The following is a 23,428-nucleotide window of genomic DNA, read 5'->3' as shown; positions in this document are numbered from 1 at the left end:
ATGACCGAAGCCTATATTTATGACGCTGTGCGCACCCCGCGCGGCAAAGGCCGCAAGGACGGCGCATTGCATGAGGTGACCGCCGTCGCGCTCAGCGCCAATGTCCTCAACGCGCTCAAGACCCGTAACAATCTCGAAGGCCACGCGGTCGAAGACGTGATCTGGGGCAATGTGACCCAAGTGATGGAGCAAGGCGCCTGCCTTGCCCGCACCGCGGTTCTGGCCTCGGACCTCGACGAGAGCATCCCCGGTCTTGCGATCAACCGGTTTTGCGCCTCGGGCATGGAGGCGGTGAACCTTGCCGCCAACCAAGTCAAAGGCGGGGCCGGCATGGCCTATATCGCGGGCGGCGTGGAAATGATGGGCCGCGTGCCGATGGGATCGGACGGCGCGGCCGTTGCGGTCGATCCGACCGTGGCGATGGACAATTATTTCGTCCCGCAGGGCATCTCGGCCGATATCATCGCCACCGAATACGGGTTTACCCGTGATCAGGCCGATGCTTTGGGCGTTGAATCGCAGCGCCGCGCGGCGGCAGCATGGGCCGACAAACGGTTTGCCAAATCGGTGATCACCGTGCGCGATGTGAACGGTTTGCCGATCCTTGATCATGACGAATACATGCGTCCGGGCACCGATATGCAATCGCTCGGCGCGCTCAAACCCGCCTTTAAGGATATGGGCGAAGTCATGCCCGGTTTCGACAAGGTCGCCTTGATGAAATATCCGCATCTGGAGGCGATCAACCACATCCACCACGCGGGCAATTCCTCCGGCATCGTGGACGGGTCGGCGGGCGTGCTCATCGGCAACAAAGAGTTTGGCGAGAAATACGGGCTCAAGCCGCGCGCGCGCATCCGTGCCACGGCGAAAATCGGCACCGATCCGACCATCATGCTCACCGGTCCGGTCCCCGCGACGCAAAAAATTCTGGCCGACAGCGGCATGTCGATTTCCGACATTGACCTGTTTGAGGTCAACGAGGCCTTTGCCTCGGTGGTCTTGCGCTTCCAGCAGGCCTTTGATGTCGATCCGGCCTTGGTCAATGTCAACGGCGGCTCGATTGCCATGGGGCACCCGTTGGGCGCGACCGGCGCGATCATCATCGGCACGCTTCTGGACGAGCTGGAGCGCTCGGGCAAAGAGGTCGGGCTTGCCACGCTGTGCATCGCGTCGGGCATGGGCGCGGCGACGATCATCGAGCGGGTCTAAGGCCATGCGCGCGCCCTCATATCAGCCCAGAGCCTTGCGGCCCTGCGCCACTGTGCGGGGGCGCGCATGAACAGCCTGTCCGATCTTCAAAACTGGCTCGACGAGGTGACCCGCGCCTATGCGACCGCGGATCGTGAGGTCATCCGGCCCTATGTTTTGGTGCCTTTGACCATTGTGAACCCGCGCGGCACGGTGGTCCATGAGGATGAGGCCGGCATTGACCGCTATCTCGATTACTATCTGGACAGCGGCAAATTGCATGGCGTCACCGATGCCATCCGTCTGGCCAAGGATCTGGTGCCGCTGGGCGAGGGCCGCGTTCTGGCAACCTACGAGAGCCATTACCTGCGCGGCGCAACCTATGTCACGCAGCCCTATATGTCCTCGGCCGAACTGGTGCTCGACGGCGGGCGGTGGAAGATCGCGAAAATCAACACAGAGGTGGAGCCGGTGCAATGGCGCTCCATCGACACATTGCGCGCCCGCGGCTAGCGGCGACTTTGACATCAACCCACCCTTTGGGAGAGAGTTACATGACTGACTTTACAATGAAAAAAGAGAGCGACGGCGTCGCGATCATCACTTGGGATTGCCCAGGAAAATCGATGAACGTGATGTCCACCGAGGCGCTGATGCACCTTGACGGATTGATCGATGAGGCGCTGGCCGATGAGGCGGTCAAAGGCATCGTCATCACCTCGGGCAAAAAGGATTTTGCCGGCGGGATGGATTTGAACGCTCTGGCCGATATGAAAACATCGGCGGGCGACAATCCGGCCGAGGGTCTGTTCAACGGCATCATGCAAATGCACGGCGCGCTGCGCAAAATCGAACGTGCGGGCATGGACCCCAAAACCAACAAAGGCGGCAAGCCGATTGCGGCGGCGCTTCCGGGCACGGCGGCGGGCATCGGGCTTGAACTGCCTTTGGCCACGCACCGCATTTTTGTGGCCGACAACCCCAAGGCCAAGCTCGGCCTGCCCGAAATCCTTGTCGGCATCTTCCCCGGTGCGGGCGGGACCACGCGTCTGGTGCGCAAATTGGGCGTCATGGGCGCCTCGCAATATCTGCTCCAAGGCCAGATGGTCGCCCCCGCGAAAGCCAAAGCCGCAGGCATCATCGACGAGGTTGTCGCCGATCCCGTTGCCGCCGCGCGCGCATGGGTCTTGTCGGCCACCGATGCCGATATCCTCAAACCGTGGGACGCCAAGGGCTATAAAATGCCGGGCGGTGCGCCCTATCACCCCGCAGGTTTCCAAACCATGGTTGGCGCAAACGCCATGGTCAACGGCCAGACCCAAGGCGCGTTCCCTGCCGCCAAGGCGCTGCTTTCGGCGGTCTATGAAGGCGCATTGGTGCCCTTCGACACCGCCCTCAAAATCGAGGCGCGCTGGTTCACCCATGTGCTGATGAACCCCTCCTCGGCGGCGATGATCCGCTCGCTCTTCCTCAACAAGGAAGCCTTGGAAAAAGGCGCGAACCGCCCTGAGGCCCCCGACCAGCGGGTCAAGAAACTGGGCGTGATGGGCGCGGGCATGATGGGCGCGGGCATTGCGCTTGTCTCGGCTTTGGCCGGTATCGAGGTGGTCTTGATCGACCAAAAGCAAGAGGCCGCCGACAAGGGCAAATCCTATTCCGAGGCCTATCTCGACAAGGGGATTTCGCGCAAGAAAATCACCGCCGAGAAGAAAGAGGCGGTGCTTGGCCTGATCACGGCGACCACCGATTATGACGCGCTCAAGGATGCGGATTTGATCATCGAGGCGGTGTTCGAAGACCCCGCGATCAAGGCCGAAGTGACCAAAAACGTCGAAGCGGTGATCCCCGCCGATTGCATCTATGCCTCCAACACATCGACCTTGCCGATCACGGCTTTGGCGGGGGCCTCGTCGCGCCCCGAGCAATTCATCGGCATCCACTTCTTCTCGCCCGTCGAGAAAATGGCCTTGGTCGAGATCATCAAAGGCAAGGACACAGGCCCGCGCGCCGTGGCCAAGGCGCTCGATTATGTGCGCCAGATCCGCAAAACCCCGATTGTCGTCAATGACGAGCGTTTCTTCTACGCCAACCGCTGCATCATCCCCTACCTCAACGAGGGCGCGCGGATGGTCACCGAAGGCGTGGCGCCCGCATTGGTCGACAATGCCGCGCGGCTCTTGGGCATGCCGGTCGGTCCGCTGCAATTGATGGACGAGACCTCGCTCGATCTGGGTGTGAAAATCGCCAAGGCGACCAAAGCGGCGATGGGCGATGCCTATCCCGCCGATGCCAAACCTGTTGACGATCTGATGTTTGCCATGGTGGATGCGGGCCGTTTGGGCCGCAAATCCAAGGCCGGTTTCTTCAACTATGACGAAAAGGGCAAGCGGCTGAACTATTGGGAAGGTCTGGCCGACCATTGCCCGCGTCTGGACGAGCAACCCGATCTGATCGAGGTGCAGCACCGTTTGATGTTTGCGCAGGTTCTGGAGGCCGTGCGCGCCCTCGAAGAAGGTGTTCTCGAAGACATCCGCGAAGGCGATGTCGGCGCGATCCTCGGCTGGGGCTTTGCGCCTTGGTCCGGCGGTCCCTTCTCGTGGCTCGACATCATCGGCACGCCCTATGCGGCCGAACGCTGTGACGCCTTGGCCGAGAAATTCGGCCCGCGCTTCACCTGCCCCGACCTCTTGCGCGAAATGGCGGGTAAGGCACAAAGCTTCTACGGTCGCTTCGGTTCCAACGTTGCTGCGGCGTAAGCACAGGCTCAAAATTACGGCAAAAGGCGCGTCCCTTCGGGCGCGCCTTTTTCATTTGAACCGCGCTTTTTCGCGGATCACAGCACCTCGAACACCTCATATTCCACCGCCGTGGCGGTGCGTTTGCCGACCCCCACCGCAATCATCCGGTTCATCCATGCGTAGTGCGGCGCGGCGGTTTCAAAAAACGGCGCGGTGCGGAAATAATAGTCTGACGCGGGCACGTCCTCGCCGCTGGCCAGCCGCGTTTTGATCGCATCGGTGATCGTATGCACGCCGCGATAGGCCATCGCGATCAGCGCCCCGTCATCGGTTTCAAGCACGATGCGCACATCGACTTTGGCGTGGTCCGCTTCGGCGCGGATCCAATCCGCCCCGTCCGGCAGGACCGTGCCGCGCAGCCGCGCGCCCTCGAACCGCCCGCCGGTGACCGGCACGATGATCGTGCCCCTGCCCGAGGGCGCGCGCAAATCCTGCGCGGCGGCGATATCGAGAGAGAGGCGAAACAGCGGGGCGGTTTGCAAAGGGGGGATCGGGTCGGTCATCGGGCGGCTCCTGCGCTATTGGCACTCTACCATAGGGGCCTTGCGGCAAATGAAAAGGCGCGCCCCGATGAAGGAGGGCGCGCCTTTGGCGTTGCTGGAACTGGTTACGCGGACAAACCGGATGCGGGCGCGGCGGCCCCTTTGGCGTCTCAGGCGGCGCTGGTTGCGGCGCGGCGGATATTGCGGCCGGATTCGGCGGCTTTGATTTCGGCCTCGATAAAGGTCGCGAGGGCCAAGGCCTCTTCCATCGGCAGAACCTGATAGGCGGCCTCGACGGGCGTGTCGAAGACATCGTTCAAAAGATCGCGCTCGGCGGGGCAATGGAACAGGGCGCCGGAATTGGCGAAGACCACATGGTCCTCTTCGAAATGCAGGCAGATGATCTCCATCTCGCCGCGCGGGGCGACGGGGGCAATCTCGCGCAGCCCTTCAAGCGCTTTGGCGGGGATCAAGGCAAAGGGATCGCCAAGCATTTCCTCGGCGGCGTCGCTTTCGACCATCACGCCTTGGCTGGGCAAAAGATACATGGTTTCGAGGTTGCCCAAAGCATGGGCGGGCACTTCGAGCGGCCAAAAGCGCGTCGGACAAGGGGTCTCGCCGTTCCACAATTTGCGGCGGGTGACGCCGGTGACCACTTGCAAACCGCCGTCAAAGGTGAGGACCTTGTCGCCCTTGGCAACCGCTTCGATCGGGCGCCATCCCAGCGAGGTGGCGACTTTGGTGCCCGCCACGATGCCCGATTGCACACCGATCGCGCCGCCGTCATAGGCGCCGGTGGTCTCTGTCATACGTTTGTTGGTTCCCCCCAGAACCGCAGCTTTCCATCCAAACATTCTGTTCATCCCTTATCCTACCGATCTTCGCCGGTGGTTTTCCAATCTGGGCCAGTGGCAGCCGACCCGTTTTCAGCAACACCCCCATTTGCAGTGATTCCAAAGGCTCTGCTGGGCCGAGAAAGGGGCGTGATTGGGGCATTTTTGCGAATTCGTCACCAAAAGCGGCATCGCGCAGTGATTGTCGCCGAAAACGGCGGTAAAAAACCGCGATTCTCTGCCCTCAGGTAAAGGAATAGTTAAATCGCGCGATGTCTTTGGCGCAGATTTTAGCCAAATGCGCCGCATCCGATTCGGAGTAATAGCTGCGGTAATCGCGGGCGCGGTTTGAGGCGTTGGCGCGCGGCAGGGCCAGATCAAAACCCAGGTGCGCGGAAAGCTGGGCGGCGTCGCTCTCGAAATGCTCCAGCCGGATATAGGCATCGCAGCGCTCGGTCCCGTCCGCCGCACGCATATAAGAGCCGTAATCGGATGCGCCGATGCTGGCGGCGGTTTGCGGATGGGTCAAAAAGCCCGAGAAATCATGAGCCTTGGCCAGATGCACCGCCGGATGGTCGAAGCCCTGCGCGCGCAGCCAGTGGTAATAGCTCACCATCCGGTCCCACGGATTGCGCACCAAGGTGAAGGTGAAAAACGCCTCTGCCTCCTCGGCGGTGATCAGCCCGTCCAGATCGGCCAAGGTGGAATGTTTCCAGATCCGCCCCGCCGCCGTCATCTCCTTGAGCTTGCCGCGCCGCTTGCGCGCCTTGGGCGTGTCGCCCGCCATCAGATCATCCTTCATCGCCCGCGCCTCCAGCGCCAAGGCCATCGCCGTGCCGCCGGTTTTCGGGATATGGATAAAGATATAGCGGCGCCCGCGCGAAATGATCATGGGCGCAGAGTAACGCCAGATCGCGCAGGCGCAATATGGCGCGAGACGGCGCAGCATCGCGCAGAGTGCGCCAAGCCTGCGCCCGAGCGGGCATGCGGGCGATAGCGCCCTGCCCTTGAGGGCGCTTGCGCGCTTCGGGCGCAGCTTGGGCGCGGCCAGCAGGACGGGCAACAGGAGAGAGCAATAGGGCAGCCCAAGCGGGCGGGCCAGCGCGGCAGTTTGGCGCAAGAATTCGCCCCCGCGCCCCTTTTCAATCGCGCCATTCGCGCGCATTCTGCCAAGCGGAATTTGCGGGAGGAGAGACGCGATGGGATGGCTGCGCGACGAGACGGGGCTTGAGAAAACCAAAGCCAATTACACGGCGCTGACGCCGCTGTCGTTCTTGCAGCGGGCGAAATTGGTCTATCCCACCCGCGAGGCGGTGGTTTACGGCCGATTTCGCAAGACTTACGCCGAATATCATGACCGCGTGACGCGGCTGGCCTCGGCGCTGGTCAAATTGGGCGTTGCATCGGGCGATGTGGTGGCGACGGTCCTGCCCAACCTGCCCGCGCAATGCGAGGCGCATTTTGCCGTGCCCGCCTGCGGTGCGGTGCTCAACGCGATCAACACGCGACTGGAGCAGGACACGATCACCTATATCCTGACGCACGGCGAGGCCAAGGTGGTGCTGTGCGATCCGCAATTCCTGCCCGTGGTCGCCGCGGCCATCGAGGCGATGGAGGGCGCCAAACCCACGCTGATCGAAGTGGCCGACCCGCAGGCGGGCATGCAGGCCCATGGGCATTACATGGAATACGAGGATTTGATCGCGACGGGTGATGCGGATTTCGAATGGATCATGCCCGAGGACGAATGGGAGAGCATCGCGCTCAATTATACCTCCGGCACCACGGGGCGGCCCAAGGGCGTGGTCTATCATCACCGCGGTGCCTATCTGAACGCCATGGGGCAAATCCTCAGTTGGCAAATGGTGCTTTACCCGCGCTATCTGACCATCGTGCCGCTGTTTCATTGCAACGGCTGGTGCCACACATGGATGATGCCCGCGCTTGGCGGCACGGTGATCTGTTGCCGCGACATCACCGCGCCCGCGATTTTCAACGCCATTGCCGATGAGGGCGCGACCCATTTCGGCGGCGCGCCGATTGTGCTCAATATGCTGATCAACGCGCCGGAGGCGCAAAAACGCAGCTTCGATCATAGGGTCGAGGTCTTTACCGCAGGCGCGCCCCCTGCCCCCGCCACATTGGGCGCGATTGAAACCATGGGCTTCAATATCACCCATGTTTACGGGCTGACCGAAACCTACGGCCCCGCCACCGAATGCACATGGGACGAGGACCGGATGGGCCATTTGCAAGGGGCCTCGCGCGCCGAGGCCAAATCGCGCCAAGGCGTGCCGATGCCGGTGCATGAGGCGATCACGGTTCTGGACGAGAGCGGCGCGCAGGTGCCGATGGATGGCGCCACGCAGGGGCAGATTTCCTTTCGCGGCAACGGGGTGATGAAGGGCTATTTCAAAAACCCTCAGGCCACCGCCGAAGCCTTTGCGGGCGGCTGGTTCCATTCGGGCGATATCGCCGTGCAACATCCCGACAGCTACATGCAAATCTCGGACCGCGCCAAGGACATCATCATTTCGGGCGGCGAGAATATCTCCTCGGTCGAGGTCGAGGCGGCGTTGATGAACCACCCTTCGGTGCTTTTGTGCGCCGTGGTCGCCAAACCCGACGAGAAATGGGGCGAGGTGCCTTGCGCCTTTGTCGAACTCAAAGAGGGCGCGGCGGGCGATGAGGCGGCATTGATCGCCTTTGCGCGCGAGCGGCTGGCAGGGTTCAAATGCCCCAAACGCGTGGTGTTCCAAGAGCTTCCCAAAACCTCCACCGGCAAAATCCAGAAATTCGAATTGCGCGGGCTGGCCAAAACCCTGTGAACCGCGCGCATCGCGGCGCGTCTTTGGGGTCGGTTTGCGGCGCGGGTTTCGGGGCGGTTTTCGGGCGGGTGTCGAAGCGGACGGTTGATCAATTGCCGCCGCCCGCCCCCGCGTGCTAGGCTGCTGCCCAAGAGGCCACAGCACCGATAAGGCCAGAGCAGATTTAACGATGACCGCACTTAAGAAATTTGACCGGATCGAAGCGGCGGGCCTGTGGCGCGAGCGCCCCGATGCGCAGCGCGTCGAGGTGATTGTCTCGGTGGGCGATGCGACTTTGGTGATCACCAATATGCGCGATATGGCCTTGGCACATTGGTCTTTGCCCGCGGTCGAACGCGCCAATCCCGGACAGGTTCCTGCGATTTTCCATCCCGACGGGGTGCCCGAAGAGACGCTGGAACTGGGCGAGGATGCGGCCGAGATGATCGAGGCCATCGAAACCCTGCGCAGCGCCATCGCGCGGCGGCGTCCGCGCCCGGGGCGGCTGCGGCTGATGGCGACGGTCTCGCTGTTTGCCGCCATTGGCGCGCTGGGGGTATTCTGGCTGCCCGAGGCCAGCTTGCAACACGCGCTCAAAGTGGTCCCGCAAGTCAAACGCGCCGAAATCGGGGGCGGGCTGCTCCAAAACATCCGCCGCGTCGCGGGGGCGCCGTGCAGCGCGCCGCAAAGCGTCGAGGCCTTGGCACGGCTGGGCGCGCGGCTGCCTGCGCCCCATGGCGGCGGGCGGCTTGTGGTGGTGCGCTCGGGCATCGAGGTCAGCACCCATTTGCCTGGCGGCACGGTGATCTTGGGCCGCGCCTTGGTCGAGGATTATGAGGAACCCGATGTGGTCGCGGGCTATATCATCGCCGAGCGGCTGCGCGCGCAGATCACCGACCCGTTGGAGCCCTTGCTGCGCGAGGCGGGGTTGGTGGCGACCTTCCGGCTGCTCCTGACCGGCGCGTTGAGCGAGGGAACCTTGCAAGACTATGCCGAAACGCTGCTGCGCCGCGCGCCTGCGCCTTTGCCCGACAGCGCGCTTTTGGCGGGGTTTGATGCATGGGCCGTGCGCGCCACGCCCTATGCGTTGGCCGTGGATATCACCGGCGACAGCACCGCCGCCTTGATCGAAAACGACCCCTACCGCAGCGCCGCCCCCGCACCCGTCATCACCGATGGCGACTGGCTGCGCCTGCAGGTGATCTGCAGCGGCTAAGGGGCCATCCTTGCCATCCGCCAAGAAAAAGCCCCGCGCGCGGCGCAGGGCTTTAATGGGCGATCTCGCTATAATCGGGGCTGACCTATCGCCACCCCCGATGCGCGGGTTTCCTAGCGCGAAAAGGCGTCGGCAAAACCGGCTTTGCGCAGCGCAAGCAGCGCGCCTTGCAGATGCGAGGCGCTGGCGAAGGGGCCGGCCATGACCTCGGTGAGCGCATTGGCCTTGCCCATCCGCACCGGCAGGCCCATGGCCTTGAGCTTGGCGGCGGTGCGCGCGGCGTTGCCCGATTGGCCAAAGCTGCCGACCTGCACATATTGATGCGCGCTGGCCACGGCGCGCGGGGCGACAGGCGCGGCGGCCGAGCTGCGGCGGGTCGACAGACGCGCGCCCGATTGCGGGGCCGAATGATCGGCGCGGGCCACGACGGTCGCGCTTGCGGCCTGTTGCTGTGCCATCGAGGTGAAAGGATAGCGCAGGTTGGGGAACAGCTTGTTCACCACGCGCCCGTCGCGCGCATCATAAAGCTTGCGCGGCACGGTTTTGGTCCAACGCAGGTCCATCGCCTGCACACCGGCAACGGTTTGCTCGGCGCGGCGCGGGTTCAAACGCCCGTCGTCCCATGCGCGGCGGTAGCCTTTGGGCGCTTTGATCTCTTCATTGCCCGCCGCTTTGCGCGCCTCATAGACATGGCGCGGAATGATGCGGGTGTTTGGCGCGAGTTGCTGCACCGGCACAGCGGCCATTTGCGGCGCGGCGGCTTGCGGCGCGCGGTAGGCGGGGGCGGCCATAGCCATCGCACCCGCATTGCGGCTCACGCCGGAGCCGCCTTGCTGCGGGCCGCAGCGCACCGGAAGACCGGCGCTTGAGGAGCCGATATACTGGCTGCTGATCGCCGAGGCCCCTTGGCAGGCGGGCGCGGCACGCGCGATTTGCACGGGGCGCGGCGCGGCTTGCGGTTTGGCCAAGGCCACGGGCGCGGGGCGCACCACTTGCGGCGCGGGGGCCAGAGGGCGCGGCATGGTCGAGATCGACGCCACCGTGCGCATCGGCGCGCTCACACGTTTCATGGGCGCGGATTTAACGGGCGCGGGTTTGATTTGAACCGGCTGCGGGGCAGCGGCGGGTTTGGCCTTGCGCGCAAACAACGGACGCGGCGCGGATTTTTGCGCGGCGGCGGCGGATTTCACCGCGCCATCCGATGTGGCTTTGACCGAAGCGGCGTCATCTGGAACGATCTGCACCGGCGCGGGGCCGGTGTTTTCCACAATCGCCGTGCCTTGGCCCTTGGGCAGGCTGGGCTTGAAGCCGCAGATCACCGTGCGCGCACGCGACACGCGCGGCACCCAAGTGGTCGCCCCGTCGATCCCCGCACGGATAAACACGCAGCCGCGGCTGTCGATATACTGGCTGCCTTTATAACTGGCGGGCGGAAATTCCGCCGGAAGGATTTCATCCTTCAATGCCAGTGATTTAGCAAAACTGCCGCTCGGTGCAGCCATCATTGCGGCCACAAGGGCGGCGGTTACATATTTCGAAATCATAAGAGTGCCCCCACACGTATAAAGGGCAGTTTGACGCAAAATATAGCCGTAGTAAAGCGCAGATGTGGCTTATTTGGTGCCAAACATGCGATCGCCCGCATCCCCCAGACCTGGCACGATATAGCCTTGATCGTTGAGTTTTTCGTCCAGCGCCGCGGTGACGATGGGCACATCGGGATGGGCCTCTTTCATCCGCGCCACGCCCTCGGGCGCGGCCAGCAGGCACAAGAAGCGGATGTTGGTGGCCCCTGCCTCCTTGAGCTTGTCGATGGCCGCGGCCGAGGAATTGCCCGTCGCCAGCATCGGATCGACCGCAATGACCAGACGCTCGTCCAGATTGTCGGGCACTTTGAAGTAATATTCGACCGGCTGCAGGGTCTCTTCGTCGCGGTAAAGCCCGACAAATCCGACCCGCGCCGAGGGGATCAATTCGAGCATGCCGTCGAGCAACCCGTTGCCCGCCCGCAAGATCGAGATCAGCGCCAGTTTGCGCCCGTCCAGAACCGGCGCATCCATCGGCTGGATCGGGGTTTCGATGCGTTTGGTGGTCATCTCCAACTGGCCGGTGATCTCATAGGCCAAAAGCTGGCTGATCTCGCGCAAGAGCTGGCGAAAGACGGCGGTCGAGGTTTCCTTTTCGCGCATCAAGGTGAGCTTATGTTGCACCAATGGATGTGTGACGATGGTCAGATGGTCCATGTTTAAAAGGCCTCCAGTCGTTTGATCAGGCGCGCGCGCAGCGCTTCGTTGCAAAATGCCGCCGCGGCGGCGCTTTGGCCAAGGGCGGTGAAATCCGCCAGCCCCCAGCCAAAGGCGTTGTGCAGATGGATGAATTCGGATGTCATATCGGTGTGGAAAAACGGCGGGTCATCGGTGCTGATGGTGACGCGCACCCCCGCATCGGCCAAGCGTTTGACCGGATGGGCGGCGACATCGGCGTAAAGGCCCAGCGCCACATTCGATCCGGGGCAGACCTCAAGCACGATGCCGCGCGCGGCGATCTCCTCGACCAAGGCCATATCCTCGATGGCGCGCACCCCGTGGCCGATGCGCGCGACGCGCAGATCGCGGATCGCCTCGCGGATGCTTTGCGGCCCGCCAAATTCGCCCGCATGGGTGGTCAGCTTGAGATGCGCCTCGCGGGCCATGTCGAAGGCGTAGGCGAAATCGCCCTGATGGCCCTTGGTCTCGTCGCCGCCCATACCGAAACCGGTGATGAAATCGCCTGCCGTTTCGGCGGCGCACAGGGCGCTGCGTTTGGCCATATCGGGACCGAAATGGCGCACGGCGGTGACGATGCCGCGCAGGGTGATGCCATGGGCGCGCTCGGCCATGCCCGCCGCATCCTCGATCGCGGCAAGGTAATCGCGCCACGCGGGCAAATCGCCGCCGCCGCAAAAATCGGGCGACAAGAAGCTCTCGCAATAGATCACCCCGTGCTGGGCCGATTGCTCCAGCACCGCAAGGGTCAGGCGGTGGTAATCCTCGGGGGTTTTGAGCACCTGCGTCGCGGCCTCGTAAACGCGCAGGAAATCGGGGAAATCCGTGTAGCGATAGCTGCCGCTGCGGTCGAAAATCCCGCTCAGATTGACCGATTTTTCGGCGGCCAACTGGCGGATAAACTCGGGCGGGGCCGCGCCTTCGTGGTGCAAATGCAGCTCCAGCTTGGGCATGCGGCGCAGCGCATCCTCGAACTCGAACCGCGTCTCTTCATCCATCGGCGCCTCGGGGTCGCGCCCTGCCAAAGGATCGCGTTGTTTTGGTGCGGCGGCGGTATCACCACCGGGTTTGTGCGCGGCGGTAACGCCGCGGGGCGCGCCTCGGGCTGGATCACTCATAGGAAGGACACTCCTTTGGCGGCATCGGGCCGCGTGAGCCCCAGATGCGCCGCAACGCTGGCGGCGACGTCTTGGAAGGCGATATTGCCGATGGGATGCGCGCCGCCCTGCCCGATGATGCGCGCCAGAACCGGCACGCGTTCGCGGGTGTGATCGGTGCCCGCCCATGTGGGATCATTGCCATGATCGGCGGTAAAGATAAACAGGTCTCCATCGCGCGCGCGCTCAAAAATGCGCCCGATTTGCGCGTCGAACCATTCAAGCGCCCCCGCATAGCCCGCCACATCGCGGCGGTGGCCGAAACGGCTGTCGAATTCGACGAAATTGGCAAAGGTCAGGCTGCCCTCCTCGGCCTCGCGCGTCAGGTCCACCAGATGCTCCATCAACTCGGCGTCGCTGCCTTTGCGGTTCTCGTCAATGCCGCGCATCGAGAAGATATCGCCAATCTTTCCAACGGCATAGACGCGCCGCCCCGCATCATGCGCCCAATCGCACAGGGTCGGCGCGGGCGGGGCGATGGCATAGTCATGGCGGTTTTTGGTGCGGGTAAATCCGGTCTCAACGCTGCCGACAAAGGGGCGCGCGATGACACGGCCCACGCGCATCTCGTGCAAGATCGGGGCCATATGGGCGCAAAGATCATAAAGCCGCTCCAGCCCGAAGCTCTCTTCGTGGGCGGCGATCTGGAACACGGAATCGGCGGAGGTATAAAGGATCGGCCAGCCGGTTTTCATATGCCGCGCGCCCTCGGCGGCAATCACATCGGTGCCCGAGCCGTGGCGGTTATAAAGCGTGCCGCCCGCCCCAGCCGCGATGGCCGCTTCGACCATCAGATCATCGGAAAATGCGGGGTCGGTATCGGGAAAATAATGCCACTCCCACGGCACCGGCACGCCCGCCAATTCCCAATGGCCCGAGGGGGTGTCCTTGCCCTGCGAAACTTCGGTCGCCGCGCCGAAATAGCCCTGCGCCGCGGCGGTCAGTTCGGGCCGCTGCGCGCCGCTGGCCGCCTCGATCGCCTGCCCCAATCCCATCGCCGCGAGGCTGGGCAGAGCCAGCGCCCCGCGCCCCGCCGTGCCATCGGCGCAGGCCTGCGCGATATGGGCCAGCGTATTGGCGCCGCTGTCGGGCAGATCGCCGTTGAAAAACCGCTCCGCATCCGGCGCGCCGCCGATGCCGAGGCTGTCCATCACAATCAAAAAGGCGCGCGCCATCATCCGACCCTTTCATGGATCAGAGGCGGCAGGTCGGGCGCGCTCTCCCCGAGCGAGACCGCCCCGCGCAGCGCTGCCTCGGCAGCTTCGGCCGCGCCGGTGCGCGCGGCGTGGATGCGCATGATCACTTGCCCCGCCTCGACCCGCGTGCCCAAGGGCAAAATATCGGACAGGCCGACGGCGGGATCGACCACGTCGGATTCGACTTGCCGCCCGCCGCCCAAGGCGACGACCGCCAATCCCATTGCCTCGCCATCCATCGCCGCCAGATATCCGGCGCGCGGGGCTTTGACTTCGCGGATCACGGGGGCTTCGGGCAAGAACCTCCGCCAGCTATCGGTAAATCCGCGCGGCCCGCCCATGGCGGCGACCATGCGGCCCCAATGTTCGGCGGCGCGCCCCGAGGTCAGCGCGCCCGCCACCGCATCGGTGCCCGCCTCGACATCTGCCGCCAATCCACAATCGGCCAACGCCACGCCGCCCAAGAGGCAGGTCAATTCGCGCAGCGGCCCGCCCGCCCCGTCGCATAGCACCTCCATGCTGGCCGCCACTTCGAGCGCATTGCCGCAGGCGGGGGCCAAGGGTTGGCTCATATCCGAGATCAGCGCCGAGGTTTTGCACCCCGCCGCATTGGCGGTTTCGACCAAAGCCGCCGCAAGCGCGCGGGAATCTTCGGCGGTTTTCATAAAGGCGCCCGATCCGGTTTTCACATCCAGAACAAGCCCTTGCAATCCGGCGGCCAGTTTTTTGGACAAGATCGACGCGGTGATCAGATCAAGGCTTTCGACCGTGCCCGTGACATCGCGCACCGCATAAAGCCGCTTGTCCGCAGGGGCGATATCGCCGCTGGCCGAGACGATGGCGCATCCCGCCTCTTGGACCACGGCGCGAAACTGCGCCTCGGCCAGATCGCTGCGCAATCCGGGGATGGATTCGATTTTGTCGAGCGTGCCGCCGGTATGGCCCAGCCCGCGCCCCGAAATCATCGGCACATAGGCCCCGCAAGCGGCCAAAGCGGGGGCGAGGATCAGGCTGACGCAATCTCCGACACCGCCGGTGGAATGTTTGTCGATCACCGGCGCGTCCATGTCCCATGCGAGCACATCGCCGCTGTCGCGCATCGCCAGCGTCAGCGCCGTGCGCCCCGCCTCGCCCAATCCGTTGAGCAGCGCCGCCATGGCAAAGGCCCCCGCCTGCGCATCGCTGACCGCGCCCGTGGCGAGGCCATGGGCGAACCACGTCAGCTCCTCTTGCGACAGGGTCTCGCCGCCGCGCAGGCGCACAAGGATCGCGCGCGCATCCATCGGCTCAGGTCCGCTCCAGATGGGTGGTGTTAAAGGCACCGGGGAGCAATTCGGCCATGGTCATCACCAATTCGCGCCCCTCCAGCGTGCTCATCACGATACGCGCCTCGGCGCGGGTAAATTCGGCCAGCTTCTGGCGGCACCCGCCGCAGGGCGTGACCGGATGGGGGGCATCGGCGATGACGAAAATCTCGGCCACTTCGCGCCCGCCGGTGGCAACCATAGCGGCAATCGCCCCCGCCTCGGCGCAGGTGCCTTCGGGGTAGGCGACATTTTCGACGTTGCAGCCGGTGAACACCTCGCCCTCGGGCGTGCGCAGCGCCGCGCCGACCGGAAAATTCGAATAGGGCGCATAGGCGTTTTCGCGCACGGCAAGCGCGGCTTTTTTCAGGTCGGCATGGGCGGCATGGTCGGGCATGGGGATTCTCCAAACTGTCTGAGCGGGACCTGTGCGGGACGGGTCGGTTTCGAGCCTGTCGCCTCGCGCGCCGATTTGCAAGCGCCGCCCTTGGCACGGGCGGCCCGCCCGCAAGCGCGCGCCGCCCACACCAAGGGCCCGCCTGCCCCATTTGCGCCCGCGCCGAACCGCCCGCCCGCCTGCGCCGCGGGCCAGAGCACGCAGCGGCGCAGGCGCGTTTTTGCCGATGTCGCGCGGGCCGGTTAACAATTAGTTTAATATTAAACTACATATGTGCAGACCCGTGCTCTATGTGTATAAGAGCGCCAAATGCGCCCCGCGCGCCAGCGCCAGATCGGGCCAGAGCGGAGCAGACCGCGCCGGACCGCCCCAAGGGAGAGAGACCATGACGTCAGCAACCAACGACGGATTGCGCCAAGCGGCGCTGGATTATCACGAGTTTCCCAAGCCGGGGAAATTGGAAATCCGCGCCACCAAACCCTTGGCCAATGGGCGCGATCTGGCCCGCGCCTATTCGCCGGGGGTGGCCGAAGCCTGCCTTGAGATCAAGGAGGACGCCGCCCATGCCAGCCGTTTTACCGCGCGCGGCAATCTGGTGGCGGTGGTGACCAATGGCACGGCCGTTCTCGGCCTTGGCAACATCGGCGCGCTGGCCTCCAAACCGGTGATGGAGGGCAAGGCGGTCCTGTTCAAGAAATTCGCCAATATCGATTGTTTTGACATTGAACTAAACGAGCCGGACCCTGAAAAGCTGGCCGAGATCGTTTGCGCGATGGAGCCGACATTCGGCGCGATCAACCTCGAAGACATCAAGGCCCCCGATTGTTTCATCGTCGAGAAAATCTGCCGCGAGCGGATGAACATCCCCGTGTTTCATGACGATCAGCACGGCACCGCCATCGTCGTCGGCGCGGCGGCGAAAAACGCGCTGCATGTGGCGGGCAAGGCCTTCGAGGAGATCAAGATCGTCTCGACGGGCGGCGGGGCGGCGGGGATTGCCTGTCTCAATATGCTGCTCAAACTGGGGGTAAAGCGCGAAAACGTCTGGCTGTGCGATGTGCATGGCCTCGTCTACGAGGGGCGCGAGGTCGATATGAACCCGCAAAAAGCCGCCTTTGCGCAAAAAAGCGATCTGCGCACATTGGAGGATGTGATCGGCGGGGCGGATATGTTCCTTGGCCTGTCGGGGCCTCGGGTTCTGACCCAAGAGATGGTGGCCAAAATGACGCCGCGCCCGATCATTTTCGCGCTGGCCAATCCGACGCCGGAGATTTTGCCCGATGAGGCCCGCGCGGTGCATCCGGACGCGATCATCGCCACGGGGCGCAGCGATTTTCCCAATCAGGTCAATAACGTATTGTGTTTCCCCTTCATCTTTCGCGGGGCGCTCGACGTGGGCGCGACCGAGATCAACGATGCGATGCAACTGGCCTGTATCGACGGGATTGCCGATCTGGCGCGCGCCACGACATCGGCCGAAGCCGCCGCTGCCTATCATGGCGAGCAACTGACTTTTGGCGCCGATTACCTGATCCCCAAACCCTTTGATCCGCGCCTTGTCGGCATCGTGTCATCGGCCGTGGCCAAGGCCGCAATGGAGAGCGGGGTGGCCACGCGCCCGATCGAGGATTTGCAGGCCTATCGCGCCAAGCTGAACCAATCGGTGTTCAAATCGGCGCTACTCATGCGTCCGGTCTTCGAGGCCGCCGCCACCGCCTCGCGGCGGATCGTATTTGCCGAGGGCGAGGACGAGCGGGTGCTGCGCACGGCGCAGGCGGTTTTGGAGGAAACCACCGAGCAACCGATCCTCATCGGCCGCCCCGAGGTGATCCAGCACCGCTGTGAACAGGCGGGGCTTTCGATCCGTCCGGGGCGCGATTTTTCCATCGTGAACCCCGAAAAAGACGACCGTTACCGCGATTATTGGGGCAGCTATCATGCGATCATGGCGCGGCGCGGCGTGACGCCCGATCTGGCCAAGGCGATCATGCGCACCAATTCCACCGCCATTGCCGCCGTCATGGTGCAGCGCGAGGAGGCCGACAGCATGATCTGCGGCACCTTCGGGCAATATTTGTGGCATATGAATTATATCACACAGGTTCTGGGCACCTCCGAGTTGCGCCCCGTCGGCGCGCTGTCCTTGATGATTTTGGAGGATGGGCCGCTGTTCATCGCCGATACCCATGTGCATGCCGAACCCACTCCGCAGCAAATTGCCGATACGGTGATCGGGGCCGCGCGCCATGTGCGCCGCTTTGGCCGCAAACCGCAAATCGCGCTGTGTTCGCACAGCCAGTTCGGCAATCTCGATTGCGACACCGGCCAACGGATGCGCGGGGCGCTGGAGATTTTGGACAGCGCGCCGCGCAGCTTTGCCTATGAGGGCGAGATGCATATCGATGCGGCGCTTGACCCCGAATTGCGCGAGCGGATTTTCCCCGACGGGCGGCTGGACGGGCCGGCGAATGTGTTGGTGTTCGCCAATACCGATGCGGCCTCGGGCGTGCGCAACATCCTCAAGATGAAGGGCGGCGGTTTGGAGGTCGGGCCGATCTTGATGGGCATGGGCAACCGCGCCCATATCGTCACGCCCTCGATCACGCCGCGCGGGCTTCTCAATATGGCCGCCATCGCGGGCACGCCGGTCGCCCATTACGGATAGGATGCCAAAGCGGCGGGCCGAATGGACCGGCCCAGTGGACGCGCCGTGCAAAGGGTCGCCCTAAGGGTCGTGCAAAGTGGCCGCCCCGCCGCGTAAAGCTGCACCGCGTAAGAATATTCTAACGCGGGCGGCTTTGACGTATGATTGTATCAAGGCCGATTCCGCATTGCGGAATGTTAGCGCTCATTGTGTCAATCGGGCGCAGGGGCGGCGCTTGCTCTGCGGCACCAGAGGCGCTTAACAGATGCCATTGTATGCAAGTGAATACCGTGACGGAGGAGACACGCGAGATGAGCTACGCACAGGTTTATGAGGGTTGGAAAAAGGATCCCGAAGGGTTCTGGATGCAGGCCGCCGAGGCGATCGACTGGATCAAAAAACCGACCAAGGCGCTGTTTGACGAAAACGCCCCCTTGTATGAGTGGTTCTGCGACGGCGAGGTGAACACCTGCTATAACGCGGTGGACCGCCATGTCGACGCGGGCAACGGCGCGCGCACCGCGATCATCTATGACAGCCCCGTCACCCAGACCAAGCACAAGATTTCCTATGCCGAGTTGCAAACCCGCGTGGCCTCTTTGGCCGGAGCTTTGCGCGCCAAGGGCGTCGAAAAAGGCGACCGCGTGATCATCTATATGCCGATGGTGCCCGAAGCCTTGGAGGCGATGCTGGCCTGTGCGCGCATCGGCGCGGTGCATTCGGTGGTCTTTGGCGGGTTTGCCGCCTCGGAATTGGCGGTGCGGATCGATGATTGCACGCCCAAAGCCATCATCGCGGCGTCCTGCGGGATCGAACCGGGGCGGGTGGTGCATTACAAACCGCTTTTGGACGGGGCCATCGAGATGGCCGATCACAAGCCCGAGTTTTGCGTGATTTTCCAACGTGAACAAGAGGTTGCGCAGCTTACCGAGGGGCGCGATGTGGATTGGCACGCTTTTCAATATGGCGTGGAGCCTGCCGAATGTGTCGCCCTGAAGGGCAATGATCCGGCCTATATTCTTTATACTTCCGGCACCACCGGCGCGCCCAAAGGCGTGTTGCGCCCCACCGGCGGGCATCTGGTGGCGCTCAACTGGTCGATGAAAAACATCTATAACGTCGATGCGGGCGATGTGTTTTGGGCCGCCTCCGATGTGGGCTGGGTCGTCGGGCACAGCTATATCACCTACGGGCCGTTGATCCACGGCAACACCACGATTGTCTTCGAGGGCAAGCCCGTCGGCACCCCCGATGCGGGCACCTTCTGGCGGGTGATTTCCGAGCATGGGGTGAAGAGCTTTTTCACCGCCCCCACGGCCTTTCGCGCGGTCAAACGCGAAGACCCCAAGGGCGAGTGCGTCAAGAAATACGACCTGAGCTGCCTCAAGGCGGTCTATCTGGCGGGCGAACGCGCCGATCCCGATACGATTGTCTGGGCGCAAGAGCAGCTTGGCGTGCCGGTCATCGACCATTGGTGGCAGACCGAAACAGGTTGGGCGATTGCCGCCAACCCGATGGGGATCGAAGCCCTGCCCGTCAAGCTCGGCTCGCCCGCCGTTCCGATGCCCGGATATGACGTGCAAATCCTCGACGAGGCGGGTCATCCGATGCCTGCGGGCGAATTGGGCGCGATTGCGGTGAAACTGCCGCTGCCGCCGGGCACTTTGCCGGGGCTTTGGAACGCCGAAGAGCGGTTCCGCAAAAGCTATCTCAACACCTTCCCAGGGTTTTACGAGACCGGTGATGCGGGGATGATCGACGAGGACGGATACCTTTATATCATGGCGCGCACCGATGACGTGATCAACGTGGCGGGTCACCGGCTTTCGACCGGCGCGATGGAGGAGGTTCTGGCCTCGCATCCCGATGTGGCCGAATGCGCGGTGATTGGTGTGTCGGACGACCTCAAAGGGCAGATGCCCGTGGGGTTCTTGTGCCTGACCAACGGGGTGAACCGCCCGCATGCCGAGATCAACGCCGAGGTGGTCAAATTGGTGCGCGAGAAAATCGGCCCCGTGGCGGCGTTCAAATTGTCGGTCGTTGTGGACCGTTTGCCCAAAACCCGTTCGGGCAAAATCCTGCGCGCCACGATGGTGTCGATTGCCGATGGCAAGGCCTTCAAAATGCCCGCGACCATCGACGATCCGGCGATTCTGGACGAAATCAAAGCTGCGCTGCAAACCATCGGCTACGCCAAATAGGTTTTTGGTTGGCGAACACAATAAAGGGCAGCGGATCACTCCGCTGCCCTTTTGTTTTTGCCTGATCCAAGGCGCCGCCGCGTGACGAGGTTTTGCACGCGCCCGCGCTCTTGGAGCACGGCTCGGCCTCAGTATTTGGCGGCGAATGCGTCCACCTGTTTTTCGGCCTCGTCTTTGGCGATGCCGTATTTCTCTTGGATTTTGCCGATCAACTGCTCGCGGTTACCGGCGGCTTCATCCAATTCGTCATCGGTCAATTTGCCCCAGTTTTCCAAAGCCTTACCTTTGATCTGCTTCCAATTGCCTTCGATGATATTCCAGTCCATCTCTTGCCTCCAATCTAGGTGCGGCGCGTTGGCGCCGCTTCACCTAAACAACGGACCAAGCCGCAAAAGGTTCCAAGGATCAGACGAATTGTTCGCGTAGCAGCCGCTCGTCCAGCCCATGCCCCGGATCAAAGAGGATGCGATGGGTGATCTGCGGCGCCGAGCGGATTTCGACCGAGACCACATCCGAGACAGAGCGGCTGTCGGCATCGGCCATCACGGGGCGTTTTTCCGGATCGGTCACATCGAACCGCACCAAAGCGCCCTTCGGCAAGAGCGCGCCGCGCCAACGGCGGGGCCGGAAGGGCGCGATGGCGGTCAGGGCCAAAACATCCGCCCCGATGGGCAGGATCGGGCCATGGGCCGAATAATTATAGGCCGTCGATCCGGCGGGCGTGGCGACCAAGGCCCCGTCGCAGACCAGTTCCTCCATCCGCAGCCGCCCGTCGATGGTGATGCGCAGCTTTGCCGCCTGCGGCCCCGCGCGCAGCAGCGAGACCTCGTTGATCGCCAGCGCCTCATGCACCGTGCCATCCACCGCCGTGGCCTTCATCGACAAGGGATTGATCACCGCCTCTTCGGCGGCGGCAAGGCGCGTTTGCAGATCGCTTTCGCGGTAGGCGTTCATCAAAAACCCGACCGTGCCGCGGTTCATGCCGTAAACCGGCGCGGGCAAATCTTGGGTGCGGTGCAGCGTATGGAGCATGAACCCGTCCCCGCCCAAGGCGACGATGACATCGGCCTGCGCTTCGGGGGTGTCGCCATAGCGGGTCACCAAAACCGCCCGCGCGGTTTGCGCCGTCGGCGCGTCGGAGGCCGCGAATGCGATTTTCATCGGCGATTTTTGCTCTGCCATCGGGGGCCTTGTCCTTCCTGATCGGCAAAATCCGCCGCTCTTGGCGCGGTTTACCATTCCTGACCGGTGATTTCACGCAGCTTTCGCCGCTTTTGGTGATTTCATAATGATTATGTCGCAAAGCACACTTTTTTCTCCAAGGGCAATTGGATAAACAGCGGGCAACGTTTCTGCGCCCCGCTCCGCTCGGCGCGCTATCTGGGAGAGACCTGATGACTGCCACAACCCGCGATGCCGGATTTTTCACCGAGAGCCTATCGACCCGCGATCCGGAGCTTTTTGCCTCGATCACCGACGAGCTTGGCCGTCAGCGCCACGAGATCGAATTGATCGCCTCGGAAAACATCGTCTCTGCCGCCGTGATGGAAGCGCAAGGCTCCGTCATGACCAACAAATACGCCGAAGGCTATCCGGGGCGCCGCTATTACGGCGGGTGCCAATATGTGGATGTGGCCGAAAACCTCGCCATTGACCGCGCCAAGCAATTGTTCGGTTGCGATTTTGTCAACGTGCAGCCCAATTCGGGATCGCAGGCCAACCAAGGCGTCTTTACCGCGCTGCTGCAACCCGGCGATACGATCCTCGGCATGTCCTTGGACGCGGGCGGGCATTTGACCCATGGCGCGAAACCGAACCAGTCGGGCAAATGGTTCAACGCCGTGCAATACGGCGTGCGCAAGCAAGACAGCCTGATCGACTATGACCAGATCCAAGAACTGGCCACCGAGCATAAGCCCAAAATGCTCATCGCGGGCGGCTCGGCGATTCCGCGTCAGGTGGATTTCAAGAAGATGCGCGAGATTGCCGATTCCGTCGGGGCATACCTGATGGTCGATATGGCCCATTTTGCGGGCCTCGTCGCGGCGGGCGAGCATCCCTCGCCCTTCCCCTATGCCGATGTGGCGACCACCACGACCCATAAAACCCTGCGCGGCCCGCGCGGCGGCATGATCCTGACCAATGACGAGGCGATTGCCAAAAAGATCAATTCGGCCATCTTCCCCGGCATTCAGGGCGGCCCCTTGATGCATGTGATCGCGGCCAAGGCCGTGGCTTTTGGCGAGGCGCTGCGCCCCGAATTCAAAAGCTACCAAAAGCAGGTGCGCGCCAATGCGGTCGCCCTTGCGGACCAGTTGATGAAAGGCGGATTGGACATCGTCACCGGCGGCACCGACACCCATGTGATGCTGGTCGATCTGCGCCCCAAAGGCGTCAAGGGCAATGCCACCGAAAACGCTTTGGGCCGCGCCCATATCACTTGCAACAAAAACGGCATTCCCTTTGACCCCGAAAAGCCGATGGTCACCTCGGGCGTGCGTTTGGGCACCCCTGCGGGCACGACGCGCGGCTTTGGCGAGGAAGAATTCCGCCTGATCGGCGATTGGATTGTCGAGGTTGTCGACGGGCTTGCCGCCAATGGCGAGGATGGCAACGCCGAGGTCGAGGCGGCGGTCAAAGCCAAGGTCGAGGCGCTTTGCGAGAAATTCCCGCTCTATCCGAACCTGTGATCGCGGCGCAGCCGTAAAGACCAGAGGCGTGCGGCGCGATATACGTGCCGCACGCCTTTTTCATGGGTGCGCGCGCCGCGCTGCGCCAAAACATGCCGATCTGCGCCTTGGCATTTGGCGTTTACGATCTGTTAAGATTTGCGGCGCACACTTGCTCTTGCGATACCAAAGCCGCTTCAACGCCGCACTGTCTCACACCCTGATCACCTTATGCATCGGGCAGGTCGCGAAAGAACGCTTTGGCATCG

At 63.2% G+C, this 23,428-nt stretch carries 19 protein-coding genes; 8 read left to right on the top strand and 11 right to left on the bottom strand.

The annotated features are described in order from the left end of the window. From ABWV64_RS09855 to ABWV64_RS09845, 3 genes are all read left to right on the top strand, one after another. Positions 1-1,212: an acetyl-CoA C-acetyltransferase gene (locus ABWV64_RS09855; protein ID WP_353344714.1), complete on the top strand. Its 1,212-nt coding sequence runs from the start codon at positions 1-3 to the stop codon at positions 1,210-1,212. Positions 1,213-1,278: 66 nt separating this feature from the next. Then, positions 1,279-1,704: a hypothetical protein gene (locus tag ABWV64_RS09850; RefSeq protein WP_353344712.1), complete on the top strand. Its 426-nt coding sequence runs from the start codon at positions 1,279-1,281 to the stop codon at positions 1,702-1,704. A gap of 41 nt (positions 1,705-1,745) precedes the next feature. After that, positions 1,746-3,947, top strand: coding sequence for a 3-hydroxyacyl-CoA dehydrogenase NAD-binding domain-containing protein (locus tag ABWV64_RS09845; RefSeq protein WP_353344710.1), 2,202 nt, complete (start codon positions 1,746-1,748; stop codon positions 3,945-3,947). A gap of 77 nt (positions 3,948-4,024) precedes the next feature. On the opposite strand, the gene ABWV64_RS09840 is transcribed toward ABWV64_RS09845, so the two are convergent. From ABWV64_RS09840 to ABWV64_RS09830, 3 genes are all read right to left on the bottom strand, one after another. After that, the gene (locus tag ABWV64_RS09840) at positions 4,025-4,492 is read right to left on the bottom strand and encodes a DUF3237 domain-containing protein (RefSeq protein WP_353344708.1); all 468 of its coding nucleotides are present in this window, start codon (positions 4,490-4,492) and stop codon (positions 4,025-4,027) included. A gap of 149 nt (positions 4,493-4,641) precedes the next feature. Continuing rightward, the gene (locus tag ABWV64_RS09835; RefSeq protein WP_353344706.1) at positions 4,642-5,325 is read right to left on the bottom strand and encodes a Hint domain-containing protein; all 684 of its coding nucleotides are present in this window, start codon (positions 5,323-5,325) and stop codon (positions 4,642-4,644) included. Positions 5,326-5,548: 223 nt separating this feature from the next. Next, complete coding sequence (locus ABWV64_RS09830) at positions 5,549-6,196, bottom strand: sulfotransferase family 2 domain-containing protein (RefSeq protein ID WP_353344704.1); 648 nt, start codon at positions 6,194-6,196, stop codon at positions 5,549-5,551. Positions 6,197-6,503: 307 nt separating this feature from the next. On the opposite strand from ABWV64_RS09830, the gene ABWV64_RS09825 reads away from it, so the two are divergent. Then, positions 6,504-8,132 (top strand): AMP-binding protein, encoded by a 1,629-nt coding sequence (locus tag ABWV64_RS09825; protein WP_353344702.1) that lies wholly within the window; start codon positions 6,504-6,506, stop codon positions 8,130-8,132. A gap of 169 nt (positions 8,133-8,301) precedes the next feature. Continuing rightward, entirely contained in the window at positions 8,302-9,327 is a 1,026-nt protein-coding gene (locus ABWV64_RS09820; RefSeq protein WP_353344700.1) for a hypothetical protein, read from the top strand. A gap of 113 nt (positions 9,328-9,440) precedes the next feature. Here ABWV64_RS09820 and ABWV64_RS09815 read toward each other — a convergent pair whose 3' ends face one another. From ABWV64_RS09815 to ABWV64_RS09790, 6 genes are all read right to left on the bottom strand, one after another. Next, on the bottom strand, positions 9,441-10,871 hold the full coding sequence (locus ABWV64_RS09815) for an SPOR domain-containing protein (protein ID WP_353344698.1): 1,431 nt from the start codon (positions 10,869-10,871) through the stop codon (positions 9,441-9,443). A 69-nt stretch (positions 10,872-10,940) separates the two neighbouring features. Further along, positions 10,941-11,570 (bottom strand): uracil phosphoribosyltransferase, encoded by a 630-nt coding sequence (upp, locus tag ABWV64_RS09810; protein WP_353344696.1) that lies wholly within the window; start codon positions 11,568-11,570, stop codon positions 10,941-10,943. 2 nt (positions 11,571-11,572) lie between these two features. Further along, the gene (locus ABWV64_RS09805) at positions 11,573-12,589 is read right to left on the bottom strand and encodes an adenosine deaminase (RefSeq protein ID WP_353345901.1); all 1,017 of its coding nucleotides are present in this window, start codon (positions 12,587-12,589) and stop codon (positions 11,573-11,575) included. Positions 12,590-12,705: 116 nt separating this feature from the next. Further along, positions 12,706-13,923 carry a phosphopentomutase gene (locus ABWV64_RS09800; RefSeq protein WP_353344694.1) on the bottom strand — a complete coding sequence of 406 codons (1,218 nt, stop codon included), beginning with the start codon at positions 13,921-13,923 and terminating at the stop codon, positions 12,706-12,708. After that, positions 13,923-15,227, bottom strand: coding sequence for a thymidine phosphorylase (locus ABWV64_RS09795; protein WP_353344692.1), 1,305 nt, complete (start codon positions 15,225-15,227; stop codon positions 13,923-13,925). Before ABWV64_RS09795 ends, ABWV64_RS09800 begins: the two co-directional genes overlap by 1 nt. 4 nt (positions 15,228-15,231) lie before the next feature. Then, on the bottom strand, positions 15,232-15,645 hold the full coding sequence (locus ABWV64_RS09790) for a cytidine deaminase (RefSeq protein ID WP_353344690.1): 414 nt from the start codon (positions 15,643-15,645) through the stop codon (positions 15,232-15,234). A gap of 385 nt (positions 15,646-16,030) precedes the next feature. Here ABWV64_RS09790 and ABWV64_RS09785 point away from each other — a divergent pair, with 385 nt between their 5' ends. After that, positions 16,031-18,310, top strand: a complete 2,280-nt coding sequence (locus ABWV64_RS09785; protein WP_353344688.1) for an NADP-dependent malic enzyme — start codon at positions 16,031-16,033, stop codon at positions 18,308-18,310. Positions 18,311-18,600: 290 nt separating this feature from the next. After that, entirely contained in the window at positions 18,601-20,490 is a 1,890-nt protein-coding gene (prpE, locus tag ABWV64_RS09780; protein ID WP_353344686.1) for a propionate-CoA ligase PrpE, read from the top strand. Between the two features lie 128 nt (positions 20,491-20,618). On the opposite strand, the gene ABWV64_RS09775 is transcribed toward prpE, so the two are convergent. Together ABWV64_RS09775 and ABWV64_RS09770 are read right to left on the bottom strand one after the other, a co-directional pair. Continuing rightward, positions 20,619-20,816 (bottom strand): CsbD family protein, encoded by a 198-nt coding sequence (locus tag ABWV64_RS09775; RefSeq protein ID WP_353344684.1) that lies wholly within the window; start codon positions 20,814-20,816, stop codon positions 20,619-20,621. Positions 20,817-20,895: 79 nt separating this feature from the next. After that, positions 20,896-21,672 (bottom strand): NAD kinase, encoded by a 777-nt coding sequence (locus ABWV64_RS09770; RefSeq protein ID WP_353344682.1) that lies wholly within the window; start codon positions 21,670-21,672, stop codon positions 20,896-20,898. A 212-nt stretch (positions 21,673-21,884) separates the two neighbouring features. Here ABWV64_RS09770 and glyA point away from each other — a divergent pair, with 212 nt between their 5' ends. Continuing rightward, complete coding sequence (gene glyA / locus ABWV64_RS09765) at positions 21,885-23,180, top strand: serine hydroxymethyltransferase (protein WP_353344680.1); 1,296 nt, start codon at positions 21,885-21,887, stop codon at positions 23,178-23,180. Positions 23,181-23,428: the final 248 nt, after the last annotated feature.

The organism is Litorivita sp. NS0012-18, assembly GCF_040371945.1.
Lineage (GTDB): Bacteria > Pseudomonadota > Alphaproteobacteria > Rhodobacterales > Rhodobacteraceae > Litorivita.
Note: the sequence above shows the minus strand (reverse complement) of the source record. Positions and strands in the feature narration are given on the sequence as shown.